The 18,057-nt window shown below is 38.0% G+C and carries 15 protein-coding genes and 2 pseudogenes; 2 read left to right on the top strand and 15 right to left on the bottom strand.

Annotated elements, in window-relative coordinates:
- Positions 1-100: 100 nt before the first annotated feature.
- Positions 101-1,126: pseudogene (locus CCAL5182_RS09080) on the top strand (cache domain-containing protein); the annotation flags it as partial.
- A gap of 351 nt (positions 1,127-1,477) precedes the next feature.
- Positions 1,478-1,984: pseudogene (locus tag CCAL5182_RS09075) on the top strand (methyl-accepting chemotaxis protein); the annotation flags it as partial.
- Positions 1,985-2,020: 36 nt separating this feature from the next.
- Here the strand turns inward: CCAL5182_RS09075 and CCAL5182_RS07640 are convergent.
- The 15 genes from CCAL5182_RS07640 to CCAL5182_RS07570 all read right to left on the bottom strand — a co-directional run bounded on the left by CCAL5182_RS07640 (position 2,021) and on the right by CCAL5182_RS07570 (position 17,924).
- Positions 2,021-3,535, bottom strand: a complete 1,515-nt coding sequence (locus CCAL5182_RS07640) for a 2-isopropylmalate synthase (RefSeq protein ID WP_336610681.1) — start codon at positions 3,533-3,535, stop codon at positions 2,021-2,023.
- Positions 3,536-3,677: 142 nt separating this feature from the next.
- Positions 3,678-4,400 (bottom strand): CDP-diacylglycerol--serine O-phosphatidyltransferase, encoded by a 723-nt coding sequence (gene pssA, locus CCAL5182_RS07635; RefSeq protein WP_169938392.1) that lies wholly within the window; start codon positions 4,398-4,400, stop codon positions 3,678-3,680.
- Positions 4,393-5,013: a phosphatidylserine decarboxylase gene (locus CCAL5182_RS07630; protein WP_169972418.1), complete on the bottom strand. Its 621-nt coding sequence runs from the start codon at positions 5,011-5,013 to the stop codon at positions 4,393-4,395. The genes pssA and CCAL5182_RS07630 overlap by 8 nt, the downstream gene beginning before the upstream one ends.
- Before the next feature lie 21 nt (positions 5,014-5,034).
- Positions 5,035-6,981: an ATP-dependent zinc metalloprotease FtsH gene (gene ftsH, locus CCAL5182_RS07625; protein WP_336610680.1), complete on the bottom strand. Its 1,947-nt coding sequence runs from the start codon at positions 6,979-6,981 to the stop codon at positions 5,035-5,037.
- A 15-nt stretch (positions 6,982-6,996) separates the two neighbouring features.
- Positions 6,997-7,821, bottom strand: a complete 825-nt coding sequence (locus CCAL5182_RS07620) for a 50S ribosomal protein L11 methyltransferase (RefSeq protein WP_336610679.1) — start codon at positions 7,819-7,821, stop codon at positions 6,997-6,999.
- On the bottom strand, positions 7,821-8,186 hold the full coding sequence (locus tag CCAL5182_RS07615; RefSeq protein ID WP_169938400.1) for a chemotaxis response regulator CheY: 366 nt from the start codon (positions 8,184-8,186) through the stop codon (positions 7,821-7,823). The genes CCAL5182_RS07620 and CCAL5182_RS07615 overlap by 1 nt, the downstream gene beginning before the upstream one ends.
- 64 nt (positions 8,187-8,250) lie before the next feature.
- The gene (hisA, locus tag CCAL5182_RS07610; protein WP_336610678.1) at positions 8,251-8,961 is read right to left on the bottom strand and encodes a 1-(5-phosphoribosyl)-5-[(5-phosphoribosylamino)methylideneamino]imidazole-4-carboxamide isomerase; all 711 of its coding nucleotides are present in this window, start codon (positions 8,959-8,961) and stop codon (positions 8,251-8,253) included.
- Entirely contained in the window at positions 8,961-9,572 is a 612-nt protein-coding gene (gene hisH / locus CCAL5182_RS07605) for an imidazole glycerol phosphate synthase subunit HisH (protein WP_336610677.1), read from the bottom strand. The genes hisA and hisH overlap by 1 nt, the downstream gene beginning before the upstream one ends.
- Positions 9,569-10,468, bottom strand: coding sequence for a PDC sensor domain-containing protein (locus CCAL5182_RS07600; protein WP_336610676.1), 900 nt, complete (start codon positions 10,466-10,468; stop codon positions 9,569-9,571). The genes hisH and CCAL5182_RS07600 overlap by 4 nt, the downstream gene beginning before the upstream one ends.
- A gap of 3 nt (positions 10,469-10,471) precedes the next feature.
- On the bottom strand, positions 10,472-12,253 hold the full coding sequence (gene pglF, locus CCAL5182_RS07595) for a UDP-N-acetylglucosamine 4,6-dehydratase (configuration-retaining) (protein WP_170000482.1): 1,782 nt from the start codon (positions 12,251-12,253) through the stop codon (positions 10,472-10,474).
- A complete protein-coding gene (gene pglE, locus CCAL5182_RS07590; RefSeq protein WP_170000481.1) occupies positions 12,254-13,345 on the bottom strand; it encodes a UDP-N-acetylbacillosamine transaminase in 1,092 nt (363 codons plus the stop codon). It lies immediately after the preceding gene.
- A 149-nt stretch (positions 13,346-13,494) separates the two neighbouring features.
- Entirely contained in the window at positions 13,495-14,085 is a 591-nt protein-coding gene (locus tag CCAL5182_RS07585) for an acetyltransferase (protein WP_169972423.1), read from the bottom strand.
- The gene (locus tag CCAL5182_RS07580; RefSeq protein WP_169972424.1) at positions 14,072-14,677 is read right to left on the bottom strand and encodes a sugar transferase; all 606 of its coding nucleotides are present in this window, start codon (positions 14,675-14,677) and stop codon (positions 14,072-14,074) included. The genes CCAL5182_RS07585 and CCAL5182_RS07580 overlap by 14 nt, the downstream gene beginning before the upstream one ends.
- On the bottom strand, positions 14,670-15,785 hold the full coding sequence (locus CCAL5182_RS07575) for a glycosyltransferase (RefSeq protein ID WP_170000480.1): 1,116 nt from the start codon (positions 15,783-15,785) through the stop codon (positions 14,670-14,672). Before CCAL5182_RS07575 ends, CCAL5182_RS07580 begins: the two co-directional genes overlap by 8 nt.
- A gap of 21 nt (positions 15,786-15,806) precedes the next feature.
- The gene (locus tag CCAL5182_RS07570) at positions 15,807-17,924 is read right to left on the bottom strand and encodes an STT3 domain-containing protein (protein WP_336610675.1); all 2,118 of its coding nucleotides are present in this window, start codon (positions 17,922-17,924) and stop codon (positions 15,807-15,809) included.
- Positions 17,925-18,057: the final 133 nt, after the last annotated feature.

Genomic DNA, 18,057 nt, shown 5'->3' with positions numbered 1-18,057 from the left:
TTAATTTTATTTTTTAAAGGAGGAATTTGTGGGAAACTTTTCTATACGTAAGAAAATATATGTTCCTATAGTATCTTTATTCGTGATCGCGATAGCTATCATGTTTATGTTTTTCTTAAACGGTAGCAAGGAGATCGAGGATAATGTAATATCAGACAAGGAGAAGAATTTTAGGCTTTTTACTGCTGAGAAATTAAATTCAAAAATTCAGGTCGCATCGCTTGGCGCTATAAATTTAGCTCAAAATAAATTTGTGATAGATGCACTTTTAAGCAATGACAAGGCTATGCTGAAAAATGAGCTAAAAAAACTTGTTGAAAGCTATAAAGACAACTCTATATATCAAAATATGAAAATTCACGTTCATACTGCAGATGTTAAGAGTTTTTTAAGACACTGGAGCGATAAATCGGGGGATGATCTAAGCTCATTTAGAAAAAGTATCTTGCAGGTTAAAAACACCAAAAAACCATTGGTTGCCATAGAGGCAGGAGTAGCCGGGCTTGAGCTTAGAGGTATAGCTCCGATATTTTACGAGGGCGAATACATAGGCTCGGTTGAGATCATGCAATCTTTCGAATCAATCGTAAAAGATCTAAAAAAGGAGCTAGGATTAAGCGCTGCCATAGTTATGGATAACGCCTTGCTTGGTTCCGCGGGAGGCTTAAAAGACGCTCCAAAAGTCGTGCAAGGTAATTATACTGTAGCGCAAAAGATGGATGGTGCAGATGCAAATTTCATAAAAGAACTAAGCGATGTTAGCAAAAGCGACTTGAAAGATAGGTTTCAAACTTCAGGCTATTTTGTTGTAAGCATACCACTTGAGGGATTTGACGGCTCAAGTATCGGATATATATTTGCTGCTGATACTCAAGAAAATATGTACTCTGCCATAATGGTGGCTAAAGATAGCATGGTAGATCAGATCATGGTCACGGTTGTTGCTGTGGTTTTGGTGCTTATTTTACTAACAATGATCTTAAAATCAATAATTCTTACGCCTATAAATAACCTACAAGATCACGCTAAGGAATTAGCCGTTGGAGATGGCGATCTTACTAAGAGAATCCCCGTTCAAAGCAATGATGAGCTAGGACAAACTGCAAAAGAATTTAACAACTTCATAGAAAAAGTAAGACTAACGGTTGAGGCGGCAAAAGACGTTGGTAATGAAAATGCTTCTATCTCAAGTGAGCTTTCATCAACAGCAAGAACAGTTGGTAGAAGCGTAGAAGAGACAACACAAACCATACAAAACACATTTGAGATGTCTGGTAAGATAAGAGAAGATATAAGAACATCTTCACAAGACGTGTTTGAAACGGCTGAAATTTTAAAAGGTGCGGCATTGAAATTAGCTGATGCTAGAAATGACATCCAAGATATCTCTAGAGATATACAGCAAACTTCAGAAAATGAGCTTGAACTATCTAATCACATGAAAGTTCTGACCTCAAATGCCACTCAGATAAAAGACGTGTTAAATGTTATCTCAGATATCGCGGATCAGACAAATTTACTTGCCTTAAACGCTGCTATCGAGGCGGCTCGTGCTGGTGAGCAGGGAAGAGGATTTGCCGTTGTTGCAGACGAAGTTAGAAAGCTTGCCGAAAGAACACAAAGTAGTTTATCGGAGATAAATATAACGGTTGGTTCTATAGTCGAGTCTGTTGCTCAGGCTAGCTTAAGAATGGAAGAGAACGTCAAAAAGACACAAAATTTAATCCAAATAGCACATAAAACCCAAAATACTGTTGAGATCGCAAATGAAGAGATGAGAAAAGGCGAGCAGCAGTCTGAAAAAAATGCAAAAGAATTTGCTCAAAAAGGCGATAATATCGATGAGGTTTTAAGTAGGATCGAAAAGATAAATGAGATAAGCGCGATAAACATGAGAAATACAGAAGAGATCGCAGCGGCAGCCGAACATCTACAAAGTGTCGGCGAGAAATTAAATCAACTTCTTATCAAATTTAGAACCTGAATTTAAAGGCATGGAGCTTTCCATGCCTTGTGTGTTTTAAAGATCTTTTATCCTAAGATAGCTGTTTAAAGCACCGATATAAGCTTTTGCACTTGCTTTCATTGTATCTATATCAAGTCCGTGTCCCATAACAGCATTGTGTCCTTCAAATTCTACTTTAACATCAACTTTGGCTAAAGCGTCTTTGCCTTGTGAAACCGCAGTAACCTTATAGTCTTTAAGCACCCCGTTAATGTTGCTAATCCTATCAATAACTTTAAATATCGCATCGGCAGTGCCGTTACCAAGAGCGGAGTCACTTGTTATTTGATCGTCATGCTTTATACTTATAGAGGCGCTCGCAAGTGATCCACCGCTACTTTGAAGAAGTTCAACTATCTCATATACTTGTGGAATTTTAGTTATCTCTTCAGCCACAAGAGCGCGGACATCATCATCAAAAATTTCCTTTTTCTTGTCGGCAAGTTGCTTAAATTTATCAAATGCGGTATTTAATGCATCCACATCAAGATCAAAACCAAGAGAAACTAGCTTATCCTTAAACGCGTGGCGACCGCTGTGCTTACCAAGAACAAGAGAATTTTGCTCAAGTCCTATACTTTGGGCAGATATGATCTCGTAAGTTTCTTTGTGTTTTAGCATTCCGTCTTGATGTATGCCGCTTTCGTGGGCAAAGGCATTTTTGCCGACTATGGCTTTATTTGGCTGAGGCTCTATGCCTGTTATACTTGCTATTAGGCGAGATGATGGGTAAATTTCTTTTGCGATTATGTCTGTATAAAGCGGGGCAAATATATCTTGACGTGTTTTAATTGCCATAACAATCTCTTCTAATGCCGCATTTCCCGCTCGCTCTCCTATGCCGTTTATGGTGCATTCAACTTGTCTAGCACCGGCTAATATACAAGCAAGAGAGTTTGCAGTAGCTAGGCCTAAGTCGTTGTGGTTATGGACCGAAACAATCGCACGATTATTTATAAATTCTACCATCTCAGAAACCATCTTAGATAGCTCGGTTGGCAAACGATAGCCGACAGTATCTGGTAAATTTATAGTTCCTGCACCTGCTTCAATGACTGCATCGCAAATTTCTTTCATGAAATTTATATCTGTTCTACCTGCATCTTCACAGCTAAACTCTACATCGTCACAAAAAGTTTTAGCATATTTGACAGCTTCGACGGCACGCTTTATGACTTCTTGTGGTTGCATTTTTAGCTTGTATTCCATGTGGATAGGACTTGTTGCTATAAATGTATGTATTCTTTTGTATTTTGCAGGTGCTAAGGCTTCTCCGGCTGCTTTTATATCTCGCTCAACTGCACGTGAAAGTGAGCATACTCTTATGTTTGACGCTTGCTTTGCTATTTGATTTACCGCATCGAAGTCACCTGGACTAGCCGCAGCAAACCCAGCTTCCATAACATCAACTCCCAGGCGCTCTAATTGAAGCGCGATTTGCAATTTTTCAGCAGTATTCATCGAAGCGCCGGGGCTTTGTTCACCATCTCTCAATGTTGTATCAAATATTATTATTTTATTATTATTCATTTTTTATCCTTTTTGGTATTTTATTTTATTGCTGGTACGGTTAAGTTAGTGAAAAAGAAGTTTTGCTACCTAAGTAGCAGCAGTAGAGAGTTTTTGATTTCGATTTTTGGCAAGAATTTTAATGACTTTATTACGCCTACGCTCATTCACTCTCCTTTTTTAAATTTTTTAAGAACATAAAAGTTGTCCTGATTATACCATAAAAAATGTAAATGCTCATTACAATGGTTGCGCTCTCAAGAGGATAAAGATATAACATGGAAAAAGCTATGACAAGAACGACTAAAATTCTCATAACATGCGCTTGTCTAAAATTTACCTTTTTGAAACTAGGATATCTTATGTTGCTTACCATCAATACAGCTAAAACACACTGCATTATAAGATATATCCACTCAAAGCCGATAAGGTTATAATTGATATATACGCCAACATATAGCGCGCTTACTATAGCTGCAGTAGGTATTGGAAGACCTATAAATACATTTGGTTCATATGTGCCGGTTGTTACATTAAACCTAGCAAGACGGATGGCTCCAAAGACAACAAACATGGCACTTACAAGAGTTCCAAAGCGTCCAAAATGCTGACCGATAGATAGATAAAAAAGTATCGCCGGAGCTACACCAAAGGCTACTAAGTCGGCAAGACTATCAAATTCTACACCAAATTTACTAGTTGTTTTGGTAAGGCGAGCCACTCTGCCATCAAGTCCATCAAGTATTAAAGATAAAATAATCCATAAAATCGCCTTTTCATAATCACCTTTTATACTCGCGATAACACTTACTATACCTAAAAATGCGCTAGAAGCGGTAAATAAATTTGGTAAAATATACATTAATTGAGGTTTTTGACTATGCATTCATGCTCCTTGTTTCAAGGTAACCAAGTGTGCTTTGGCTACGCACCCTCTCACCTATACTTACGCAAATTTTTATATCTTTTGGTAAAAATAAAACAACCCTACCGCTACCTAAAAAACCTAAAATATCGCCAGGAGATACTTCTGGTTTATCTTCAAGTTCAAGTGATCTTGAAAGAGCTCCGGCGATAACTCGCATATAAATTTTAAAACCTTTATCTTCAAAAATATAAAGAGCTCTTTGGTTTAATGCATTTGATTGTTTCATTTTTGTACATAAAAAAAGACCATGACGTTTTTTTAATACAACTGTTTTTGCCAAGCAAACTGCATATAAGACGCCCACACCAAAGATAGACTTATCTATCTCCACCTTAGTGCAACTTTGTCCTTCAAATTCAGCTACACCTATATGTGAAATTTTGCCATCTATCGGCACTAAAATTTGGGACTTATCAGTGCATTTAACACTTTCTCTTTGTCTAAAAAATGCTACACAAGCTATAAAAACCGTCACAAAAAAACACTCAAACATATCAATCGCTAAAAACACAAACATTAAAAACGCAAAGATTATTATGTATTTGTATCCGTATTTTGATATATATTGCATTTCTTAGACCTCTTTTGTATCCTAGTTTTTATCTTGCGACTCGTCATTTATATGAATTTCTTCTTTGATTTCATCTTCAACAAGTCTAGTCTCAAGTCCGTTTTCTTCTTCGAAATTTTTAATTATCTCTCTAACTTTTTCGCCCTCGATGGTTTCACTTTCGTAAAGTGCACTTACCATGTTTTCGATCGCACCGCTATATGTGCGAAGCGTATCTAAAACGGCATTGTATCGCTCATTTAGCATGTTTTTAACAGTATCATCTACTAGCTGTGCGGTTTTATCGCTATAATCTTTTATAGTTTGTCCGCCTAGGAAGTTATTGCGTTGTTTTTCAAGCACCATAAGACCTGCTACTTCGCTCATGCCATACATGCTTATCATTGACTTAAATATATCGGTCGCACGCTCGAGATCATTGCTAGCACCTGTTGAAATTTCTTTTATAAAGACCTCTTCGGCCGCCCTTCCACCTAAAAGCACATCAACCTCTGCTATAAGCTCATGTTTTTGCATGAGGAATTTATTTTCTTCCGGTCTATTTAGTGTATAGCCAAGTGCCGCTAGTCCGCGAGGCACTACTGAAACTTTTGTAACTCTTTTTGCGCCTTTTGTAACCTCGGCGATAAGCGCATGTCCGCATTCATGATAAGTTACGATACGTTTTTCTTTTGCATTTACCCTGCGTGATTTTTTCTCAAGTCCCGCTATGGAGCGCTCAACAGCTTCTATTAGGTCTGATTGCTCGACTTCGGTTTTTGAGTTTCTACCAGCCAAAAGAGCGGCTTCATTAATTATATTTTGTAAATCTGCACCGGCTAAGCCCGTGGTTAGGCGACCTATCTCTTCAAGATTGACATTTTTTGCTATCTTAACATCTTTCATATGAACTTTTAAGATGTCAATCCTGCCTTTAAAGTCCGGCTTATCAACAAGAACTTGTCTATCGAAACGACCTGGGCGCAAAAGTGCTGCGTCAAGTACTTCAGGTCTGTTTGTTGCGGCTATAACGATAACAGGAAGCTTGTCTGCATCAAAGCCGTCCATTTCTGAAAGTAGTTGGTTTAAAGTCTGCTCACGCTCGTCGTTTCCGCCCATAGGTCCTGAATTTCTACTTTTACCAATAGCGTCTATCTCATCTATAAAAACTATCGCAGGACTTTCTTTTTTAGCGCTTTCAAAAAGGTCTCTAACTCTACTTGCGCCAACGCCGACAAACATCTCTATAAAGCTTGACGCTGATATTGAGAAGAATGGCACGTCAGCCTCTCCTGCAACTGCACGAGCAAGTAAAGTCTTGCCTGTACCAGGAGGTCCTACAAGTAAAATTCCTTTTGGAATTTTTGCTCCTAGACGTAGGTATTTGTCAGGATTTTTAAGATAATCAACAATCTCAACAACCTCGTCTTTTGCCTCTTCAACGCCTGCTACATCGTCAAATTTTACATTAGGTTTTTCTGAATTTATAAGTTTTTTTGCGCTTCCTATGCCTAAAATTCCACCACCCATATTTTTTTGCATACGGCTTGCAAGAAACATCCAGATGCCAAAAAATATAAAGATAGGTAAAACCCATGAAAACAGCAATTCACCAAACCAATTTGTTTCACTATATGCCTTATATTCAACTCCTGTCGCATCAAGAAGTGGTATGAAGGTTGGATCTGAATGGATACGTTTAGTCACATAAATGTTTTGGTTTAATCCAAGTGCACGTATCGAGGTTTCTGAAATTTCAACTCTTGAAATTTGTTTACTTGAAACTAGCTCTTTAAGCTCTGAATACGAAATATTTTTTGTTGCATTCATGGAGCCTTCGCCAAGTGTTCCCATGCTATCGCCTGTTAATCCTCTAAAAGCAAGGACGATGACGATGGCAAAAATAGCAAATATAAATATTGGATTTTTATTAAAAAATCCGCCGTTGTTATTATTATTTTGATTTTTATTTTGGTTGTTTTGACTCATTATTTCCCTTAAATTTTACTTTTGAAAGACGAAGCTAACCCAGTCATTGAGTTGTTTTTTCTCAACAAGCTTAAGGTCGGCAAAATTCTGTAGTATCCTATCTTCGTATTTTTGTAAGATACCTGAAAGTATTAAGTATGCATTATTTTCTAAAATATTTTTTAAATCATTTTTTAGCATAAAAATAACATCTGCAATAATGTTTGCCACAACGATATTGTATTTTGTATTTAAATTTGATATAGATCCGGTCCAAATTTTATTTATGTCGGCGTTGTTTAGTTTGGCATTTTGTAGAGTGCTTTGCACTGCAAGTTCATCTGTGTCGCAAGCATCGACAACACAGCCCATTTTAGTTAGTGCGATACTTAAAATCCCGCTCCCACATCCTACGTCCATCGCTTTCATTTCGTCTTTTGCGTATTTTTGTAAAAACATTATGCAAGAGCTGGTGCTTTCATGGTGTCCTGAACCAAAGGCTAGGGCAGGGTCTATTATGATATTTTTTGCGTTTTCTTTTGCTTCTTCCCAACTCGGACGTATATAAAATTCACCCAATAAAACGGGTTTTACCCCACTTTTGTATTCGTTTATCCAGTCTTTATTTTCTTTTAAATTTAGTGAAATTTGTAGGTCGTTTTTGATATTTAGTGTATCGCAAAGTTTTGAGACATATTGTTCTATGCCCCATTGTATCTGACTTAGATCGTCTTCGTCGCGGATAATAATCTCATTTTCACGCTCTTCAACACAGGTAATCCCAAAAGAAAACACTAGTTCTAAAATTTCATCATAAAAATTAGAGCTTTTTATGCTTAATTCATAGAATTTATCTTTCATTATTCAAGAACGTCTTCGAGTTTTTCTTTTAAAACTTGTGGAGTAAAAGGCTTAACGATGTAGTTGTTTACACCAGCTTTTAGTGCAGTAATAACCTCTGCTTTACCACCTTCGGTTGTTACCATTATGATAGGCATATCTACATATTTTGCCTCTGCACGAACTTTCTTTACAAGCTCAAGACCGTTCATTTCAGGCATGTTCCAGTCGGTAATTAACACATTTATGTCGCTGTGCTGTCCCATAATGCTCCATGCTTCAGCGCCGTGTTCAGCCTCCAAAATATCGTTATGTCCTAGTCTTTGAAGGGTGTTTTTTATAATTCTTCTCATAGTCGAGCTGTCGTCTACAACTAATATTTTCACACAATGTCCTTTTATAGAAAATGCTTTATTGTAACAAATTTTATATTGATTAAAGCTTTAAATTTTATAAAACTTTTAAAAATGCCTCTTTTAGGTCGATTTTGCCTTCGTAAAATGCCTTGCCTACGATAACTCCACCGATAAGCGAAGTTTTTTTAAGCTCTAGAATATCATCCATTGAGCTTACGCCTCCGCTGGCTATCGTTTCTATGCCGCTTGCATGTGCGATTTTAAGTGTGAAATCAACATTTACTCCACTAAGCATGCCGTCTTTGTTGATATCGGTGCAAATTATCGCTTTTACTCCGGCGTTTGCGAATTCTTTTGCAAGGTCGGTTGCTTTTACGCTTGATACATCCGCCCATCCTTCAATCGCCACATAGCCGTCCTTGGCATCTATGCCTACAACAACCGGGTAAAATTTTGCCATTTTACGCACAAAGTCAGGATCTTTAAGTGCTATGGAACCTAAGATAACTCTATTTACTCCAAGATCTAGGTATTTTTTTATACGTTCTTCGTCGCGTATGCCGCCGCCTACTTGGACATTTAAATTTGTAGCTTTTACTATGCTTTCTATCGTTTTAAAATTTATCGTTTGGCCGGCAAATGCGCCATCAAGATCAACCACATGAAGCCATTTTGCCCCCATGTCTTGAAACTGTTTTGCAAGATCTTGCGGGTTATCGGAGTAAATTTTTGCACTTTGCATAAGTCCTTTGCTAAGTCTAACCGCCTTACCTTCTTTTAGGTCTATCGCAGGAAAAATTTGCATTAAAGCTCCTTGAAATTTTCTAAAATTTTAAGTCCTGCATTGTGACTTTTTTCTGGATGTGGTTGAAAGCCATATATGTTATCTTTGGCTACGGCAGAGACAAATTTATATCCGTATTCGCTCTCTCCTAGCACCGCATCATCTTGGCAAATAGCATGAAAACTATGGACGAAATAAAGATACTCAAGCTCTTTTAGCCCTTGATTTATCGGTGTTTTTTTGGTGAAATTTATGGTATTCCAGCCAACATGAGGTATTTTTAAAGGGCTTGGAAATTTAGCTTTATCAAATTTGACAACCTTGCCTTTTATAAGACCAAGTCCATTAGTAACACCAAATTCATCGCTTTGTTCAAATAAAAGTTGCATGCCTAGACAAATTCCTAAAAAAGGTCTGCCAGTAAGTATAAATTCATGTATTGCCGTATGCATATTTGCATCTTTTAGCCTATCCATAGCCTCGGCAAATGCCCCAACTCCTGGCAAAACAACCTTATCGTAGTTTTTAAGTTCATTTGCTTGGCTTACTAGCTTGCAGCTTGCTCCAACCTTGGCAAATGCATTTATAACGCTTTGTATGTTTCCTGCTTTGTAGTCAATAATACCAATCATTGTGATTTTTGCCTTTTTACGCTTAGTAGATATATGCTTAAAGCTATCATTAATAGCGCAACACCGCCTATTAGGTATATGGCGTTGATGATACTTTCTGGTGATGTGATAGCAAATTTAAACACAAGCATCAGTGCTTCGATCGCGAGTGCAATTATAATTGAGCCGATAAATCTAACCATCGTTTTATACAAAAGCGTATCTTCCGAGTGGCTTTTACCAATGACTTCTTCTTCAAATATCGTCTTAACAAGGTCAAATATGGCAAGGGCAAGAGTTAGGATGATGGTTGACTCAAATATCTCGCTAACATCGATGTGTTCGATGCTTTTTGATACAAAACTTTTAACCGCATAGCCAAATAAAAACGCGCATATCATAAAAAGCACTGCGCAAAAAAGCGTATAAATACACTTTAAAAATCTACCAAAATAATTTTCCAAAGTGCCTGTATCGGTTATTTTTAGAAGATTTTCTAATGAAATATCAACGCAGGCAATAAATTTCAACTCGTCTTTATCGTTATAAATCGGCGCACTAGCCGTCACGCAAAGCTCTCCATTTAAATTTGAAGGATATGGGTCACTTAGTGTAAATCTCTTCTCTCTAACGGCGCGGTAATAGTAGGCGTTATTGATACGACTTTTACTAGCTCCGCTTGCAGTAATGTCTGAATTTATACTGACGCTATCTTCGATCTGAGTGCCGTTTTCGTCAAGTATGTAGTAAGCATCAAAATTTGAAATCTCATGCGCTATCTCTTCAAGTCCGTTTTTTAGGCTTTCAAGAGAGACGCCTGGTAGGTGATTTGGCAAATTTCTATTAAACAAATAACAGACATAAGCGCGAGCTTTGTATCTGATATCGCTAAAACGTTGTATGTCTTTTATGACCAATTTTTATCCTTTTAAATTTAAAGCGTGGTTGAATTCTGGAACGATATTTTTAAGTGCGGCTGCTACCTTGTCTCCTTCAAGCGTAAGAAGCTCTGAAATTTGTTTATTTAAAAGCTCTAAATCATAAGGCTCTGAGTGTGTAACAAAAATGCTTTCAAATTTAGTCTGCACGTCATCCTTGTTGATAAGTAACTCTTCATATAATTTCTCACCCGTCCTAAGTCCGACAAATTCGATCCCTAAATGTTCTTTGTTTGATAAAAGAAGCATCTTTTTGGCAAGATCGACTATCTTAACAGGCTCACCCATGTCAAGCACAAATAGCTCGCCTCCTTTGGCGATAGAAGCGGCTTGAAGTACAAGCTGGCAAGCTTCTGATGTTAGCATAAAATAGCGTGTTATGTCCGGATGTGTGACGCTTAGAGGTTTGTTTGCGGCGATTTGAGCTTTAAATTTAGGTATAACTGAGCCTGATGAGCCAAGCACGTTACCAAAACGAACGCAAACTATCTCGCAAACCCCTTGCTCGTTAGAATTTAAAGCGTAAAGTTCGCAGACTCGTTTTGTTGTTCCCATGATATTTGTTGGACGCACCGCCTTATCAGATGAGATCATAACAACCTTTTTAACGCCGTGTTTTTTAGAAAAGTCTATAACATTTTTTGTGCCAACGATATTGTTTTCTACGGCTGAACGCGGGTTTAACTCGCAAAGAGGAACATGCTTATAGGCTGCTGCATGGATTACGATTTGAGGTTTGAATTCCTCAAAAATACTTTCAAAATCCTGCTCGTTTGTGATATTGACAAGTCTGCTTACGGTTCTGCTATCGTGTGTGTCTTCGGCGATTTTATATAGATTAAATTCGCTGTGTTCTACCATGATAAGCTGTTTTACGCCGTATTTTAGGCATTGTTTACATATCTCACTACCGATACTTCCGCCAGCTCCGGTTACAAGAGCGACTTTATCTTTTAAAAAATTTGCTATTATTTCCGGGTTTAGGTCTTTTGGTTTTCTTGCTAGTAAGTCCTCAATAGAGATGTCTTTTATCGGGTCTTTTTCAACTAAAGAAAAGAGTTTGACATCGCGTATACCGTATCTTGTAAGCTCGTCAAACACAACTTGTAAATCATCTTGATTCAGTGCTAGAGCGATGATCGCCGTTTTTACGTTGTATTCTTTGATGATAGTCGGGATTTCATCTTTGTCCTGCACTAAAAATCCATCGCAATAAGTTCCTATAAGATCGCTTCTTCCATCGACTACGCCAACTGCATAAAAGTCAAGATAGCCCTGCTTAAGACCGTTTAGAACATGTATGGCTTTTGTTGTTGCGCCAAAGACGATACAAGGTTCTCCTTTGTGCGGTTTGTTTGAAAAGTCAAGAAACATACGTTTTGAAATTCTTAAAGCACCGACCATAAGGCATGATATCAAAAGATCGATAGAAACGACGCTTTGTGGATAAGGCTTGAGATAGTCTTGAATGATGAAATAAATAACACTAAAAATCACGGTAGCACATATGTGCGCTAGAAAAATTTTACGCGCTTCATTTAGTCCGAAAAATCTCCAAGGAACCTTATAAATTTTAAACATCCACATAAAAGAAAGTTTAAGACCAACTAAAAAGATCATCGTGATAAATAACCCCTGATAGTAAATTTCAGGGATATTTCCGCTAAATCTTAAAAGATAAGCGATGTAGATAGAGGCTATAAAGATGATCGTGTCGGCAAGCAGGAAAAATATAAGTCGTTTTAGCTTTGTTGCTTGAAACATCTATAAATTTTCCTTTATAATCTTGATGACGCGTTCTTGAATTTGTGGTTTTAGACATGAACCGCTTGGAAGACAAATTCCCCTCTCAAATAACTCCTGGCTAGTTCCGTCTGTAAAGCTTAAAGCGCCTTTAAATACAGGTTGCATGTGCATAGGCTTCCAAAGTGGACGGCTCTCTATATTTTGTTTAGCTAGGGCTTCTATCACGCGTATATGTGCGCCTTTTTCTTTAAACACGCCTGTCGTAAGCCATCTGTTGCCACGAGAATTTTCAAGCTCTGGCATAAATTCAAGCTCATTGACAAGCTCGTTTTTGTAAATTTCAAAAACGGCTCGTTTGGCTTTTACGCGCTCTTCTAAAACTTCCATCTGTGCCACGCCTACTGCGCCTAGGATATTACTTAGACGATAATTATATCCGTAGTCTTTATGCTCGTAGTGAAGCAAAGGCTCTCGTGCTTGCGTGCTGTAAAATCTAGCCTTTTCAACTAAATTTTCATCTCCTACAAGCATACCGCCACCCGAAGTCGTTATGATCTTGTTGCCGTTAAAACTATATGCTCCAAGTATACCAAATGTTCCAAGTGCTTTACCGTTGTAAAAACCTCCAAGCGCTTCGGCTGCATCTTCTACGAGCGCGATACCTTCGTTTTGGCAGATTTCACAAATTTCATTCATCTTTGAAGCTTGACCGTAAAGGTGAGTTAGCACAAGCGCTTTTGGCTTTTTAGGTAAATTTGCTATGGCTTTTTTAAGAAGTTCTGGGCTTAAATTCCAGCTCTCGTCACAGTCTATAAAAACAGGAGTGGCCTTTTCGTAAAGTATCGGAGATACCGACGCCATAAAGGTAAAGCTTGATGCAAGAACAATGTCACCTTGCGTTACGCCAAGCGTTCTAAGAGCTAGGTGAAGCGCTGCAGTGCCTGAGCTAAGCGCTAACGCGTCTTTTGTAGACGTGTAGGATTTTATACTATTTTCAAATTTATTTACAAATTCTCCAAGCGGAGCGATGTAATTACTTTTAAAAACTTCGTTTATATACTCTTGTTCACGTCCGCTCATATTTGGCGGAGATAAAAAAACCCTGTCCATTTCTGACCTTATAGATAAAATAGCTTTGATTTTAGCACTTATTTTTTAATTTTAAGTTATTTTGATGAAATTTGATATGTATTTTTAATTTTTATGCTTTTATTTGATGGATACCTTAATGACGATTGTTGCATGTGATTTTGATATGTTTAAATTTTGGTTATTATTTTTGCCGGCACACCGTAAGCTTTTACTTTGTTTGATATATCTCTTACTACTACGCTTCCGGCTCCTATAACGCACTCTTTGCCGATAATAATACCTTGTATCACGCTAGTGCCGATACCAACGTGAGTTAGCTCGCCCACACTTACATTTCCAGCCAGAGCTGCATTTGGGCTAATGTGTGCAAACTTGCCTATCATGCACTCATGCTCCACTACTGCGCCACTGTTTATGATAGCTCCTTCACCGATAACGGCACCCGCGTTTATCACGGCATTTGGCATGACTACCACGCCACTTTTTATCACCGCACTTGGGCTTATAACCGCACTTGGATGAACCAAACTTACTACGTTAAATCCAGCTTTTTTTACGCGTGCGGTTACGGTCTTTCTTGTTTGGTTGCTGCCTATTGCGATGACGATGTCGGCTTTTGGCAAATTTGGGTGAAATTTGATCTCGTTTTTATCGTCCAAAAAGACGACTTTCTCATATCCAACAGCTTGTGCGATATCTGCGATGACTAGCCCGTGTCCCGAAGCGCCATAGATGTAAATTTGGCTAGTTCTTGCCATTAAATTTCTCCGTTGTAGCCATACCCTCTTTACTTACGCCCTCTTTTTTTATCACTTTTTTTATGGTTAAAAGTGCGATCTGCACGTCCATTTTAAGGCTTAAATTCTGGGCGTAAAAGGTGTCAAATTTAAACTTCTCTTCCCAGCTTATCGCATTTCTGCCATTTACCTGCGCAAGTCCCGTGATACCTGGCCTCACATCGTGGCGTTTGGCTTGCTCGGCGCTATAAAGCGGCAAGTATTCAACCAAAAGTGGGCGAGGTCCGATGAAGCTCATGTCGCCTTTTAGTACGTTAAAAAGCTGTGGAAGCTCATCTAGGCTTAGCCCTCTTATGCGCTTGCCAAAGCTAGTTAGGCGAAACTCATCGGGCAAGAGTTCGCCGTTTTCATCCCTCTCATCGCTCATTGACTTAAATTTATAAATTTTAAAAATTTTGCCGTTAAGTCCCGGCCTATCTTGCGTAAAAATCGGATCGGTTTTGAGCTTAATTTTTATCAAAATCCATACCACGACCACAATAGGAAGTGTCAAAGCTATAAGCACCAAAGCCCCCAAAACATCTAAAAACCGCTTAAAAAACGCCCTATACATCGATAAATTTCCTATAAACTTCAATATATTTTTTAGCGATCTCTCGCTCGTCAAACTCAGCCACCGCAAGCTTTCGTCCGTTTTCGCCAAAACGCTTTGCCATACTCTCGTCATCTAGCAAAATTTCTATCTTTTTAGCTAAATCAGCAGAGTTTTTCACCTCACAAAGTAGCCCGTTAAAGCCATCTATCACAGCTTCATTACATCCAGCCACATCACTTGCCACAACGCTGCGCCCCATACTCATAGCCTCTAAAATCGTGCGCGGAAAGCCCTCGCGGTAGCTTGGAAGCACAAGCATATATGAAGCTTTTAAAAGCTGCGCCACGTCATCTCTTGCGCCTAGATATTTTACGTTTCCGTCTCTTAAAAATGCCGTATCAGCCGTGCTTTTGTTACCATCAAAGCCCTCTCCGACATAGACGAATTTGCAGTCTTTGCGCTCCTTCAAAAGCTCCGCCGCTTCGTAAAATTCTCTCACACCCTTATGCCACATCGCACGTCCTATCATCAAAACGACTTTTTTATCGCCCAAATCTGCATTTTGGGTCAAATTTGGATCAAATTTACGCGTATCCACGCCCACGCTTTTGATTTTGATGATTTTTTCCGCACTAATTATGCCTTGATCTAAAAAATATTTGGGATCGGCCTCATTTACAAATATACACGCATCGCTTAAATTTAAGGCGCGCTTGTATAAAGTCTCGATCGTTTTACGCACTATTCGCGTTTTAAAGTCGTTATCTATATAAAAGCTTCCAAGCCCCTCAACTAAATTTATCACGCGTTTTATGCTCGCTTTTTTAGCGGCAAACGTGCCAAAAACGTTTGATTTATGAGCCGAAGTTTGAAGCAGGTCTAAATTTAGATCTTGTAAAATTTCACTTAGTTTGTTTGAGTTTGAAACGACGGTGAGCGGATTTATACTAGCTCGGTCAAGCTCATAAGTAACGCACTTAAACTCCGCTTCAAACCTTTTTACATATTCGCCCTTTGGACAGATAGCAAAGACCTCGTGTCCCAAATCTTGCAAAGCACGCATTATTGGGCTTCTAAAATAGTAAATGCTCATATCGGCATGCGAAAGAAAACCTATCCTAGCCACGAGATAAAACCTTATTAAAAATCATTTCTTCAACCTATAAATTTTAGTTGCGCTATCTAATATAACCGGCTCAAAAAGCTCTTCGTCATATCTTTCAAGTGCAAAAAGCTGGATAAAAACAGAGTTAAACATACTCTCGTCAATTACCAAAAAACGTCCGTAGTCACGCATGAAAATGATATAAATTTTTGCATTCGTATCAAAGTTGTATTCAGTTACTTCAAGCTTGCCGTTTTCGTTATATTTTGTTTCTAAAAAGCTATTTACTTGGATCTTGTTGTTGCCGGCTACTATATTTCTCATGTCGCTTGTGATTGTTATACCGTTTGCAAGTGCTATTTTATCGCTGTCTTGCCTAAAGTATTTTGTCGTAAAAAATACAGGATCGTTCCATTTTTGTCCTGTTTTTAGATCAAGTCTTGAAAACTGCAAGATCGTTGGGAAGATATTTAGCATGCGCTCCGGTAGATAGTAGTAAATTTCACGCGTTTTTTTTGGTAGTTTAAAGCTTTTATCGTTAAGTGAATTTAAAAATAAATTCACATCTTGGCTTTCATATTCTTTTAAAATTTGGTTTAAATTTGCGCCAAATTTTTCGTTGAAATTTCGCTCTGTATATTCAACTTCAAGACGAGCCATATTGACTGAGCTTGTCTGGTTTTCGCCAAGCGCAAAACTAACTGCAAAGTTATCTCTTCCAAGGTGTTTTCCGCCATCTATCAAGGTCTTAACATCACTGTAATACCTTATAGGATAACCATAATCCCACCAAGTCAAAACATAATCCTCACGTCCTGCGATACGTTTTAACTCATCAAGCACTCGAACCTCTTTTGCATCAAAAACGGGCGAAATTTTATAGTTATAAATGTGAGTTGCTACAGGATAAAGCGATAAAATGGCTATAAAAATATAGACGGTTTTAAATAAAATTCCTGAAAATTTAAGCTTTTCAAGAACAAAAACTATGATATATCCAAAACCTATAGCCATGACAGGTACTGCATAAATCGTAAACCTAAGTCCGCCTTTAAGCGCTAAAAATCCCAGCAAAAGCATACCTAAAGCAACTATAAATGAACGCTTTTTTATACAAAGTAAAAGTGTGCCAAAAAGTGAAACCGCAAATGTCAAAACATGACCGCTTATGCGCTCGCAAAATAGCACTAGATCGACGATGCCTGACTCTTGTATGGTTTGGTTTACGTTAAAATAATGAAAGCTTAAATTCGAAAGTTCGCTAACGTTTCTAAACACATAAAACTTTAGCTGAAAGATTATTGGATTAAGACCTCCGTTTATCGCAAAAAAGGCAAATGCTCCAACTAAAATGGCGATCGAAATTTTAAGAGTTAAAAGGCTTTTTTTAAATAAAATCACAAGATAGATCGCCAAAATCAAAGCAAATTTTGCGTATGGGTCAAAATTTGATATCGCCAGTAGCATGAATGCGATAAGTATGTAGTTTAGAGCATTTTTTCTATCAAATACAAGCGTGTAAAAAGCTAGTAAAATAGTAGTCGCTGCTATGAGTGAAAAGGCGCTTAAATACCACCACATATAGGCTAGGATGGTAATGGGGGCGATGATGAGGCTTTTTGCGTCTTTACTCTCAAGCACCCTTATAACACCCCATATCAAAAACACTCCAAACACGATAATAAGCATATCGGTATCATAATACCCAGCCATCGTGCGGTTATAGTAGCTGTTTGCCACAGAGCCTAAAAGTGCCGCGATAAAGCCAGCTTTTAGCGCGTTGTATTCGCGTGCGATTAATATGGTAGGGATGACAACTAGCGAGCTTAAGATAACGCTTAGATAGATCATGACGCTTTCTATGTTAAGGTCAAAAAGTTTGACAATCCAAAATGTAAGTGTCGAAAGCGACGAGCCAAAGTAGCTTAGGTCATTTGGTTGATGAAAACCCGCAAGCATATCTCTGGTGCCCTCGGCAAACGCATAGCCATCGTTTGTGCTTATCATCAGTTCGTTGTTGTGGAAAAATCCAACAAAACTACTTGCCCAAAATACCCAGTAAAGTCTTGCTATAACGCTAAAGCAAAAAGCAAGAAAAATTAATAAAAATAGCTGCTTGGAAAGATGGAAATTTTTAATAAAGTCTAAAATTTTATTCATATTCTCTCTTTTGAAATAAAGACTTTATTATAATGAAAATTTATACAAATTTAGCTTTATGAGTGAAATTTACTTAACAAATGCTTCACGTTTTAAATTTATAATACACTTATAATTTTTCAAAGGAGATAAA

Source organism: Campylobacter sp. 7477a (genome assembly GCF_014892335.1).
In the GTDB taxonomy this organism is placed as follows: Bacteria; Campylobacterota; Campylobacteria; order Campylobacterales; family Campylobacteraceae; genus Campylobacter_A; species Campylobacter_A californiensis.
Note: the sequence above shows the minus strand (reverse complement) of the source record. Positions and strands in the feature narration are given on the sequence as shown.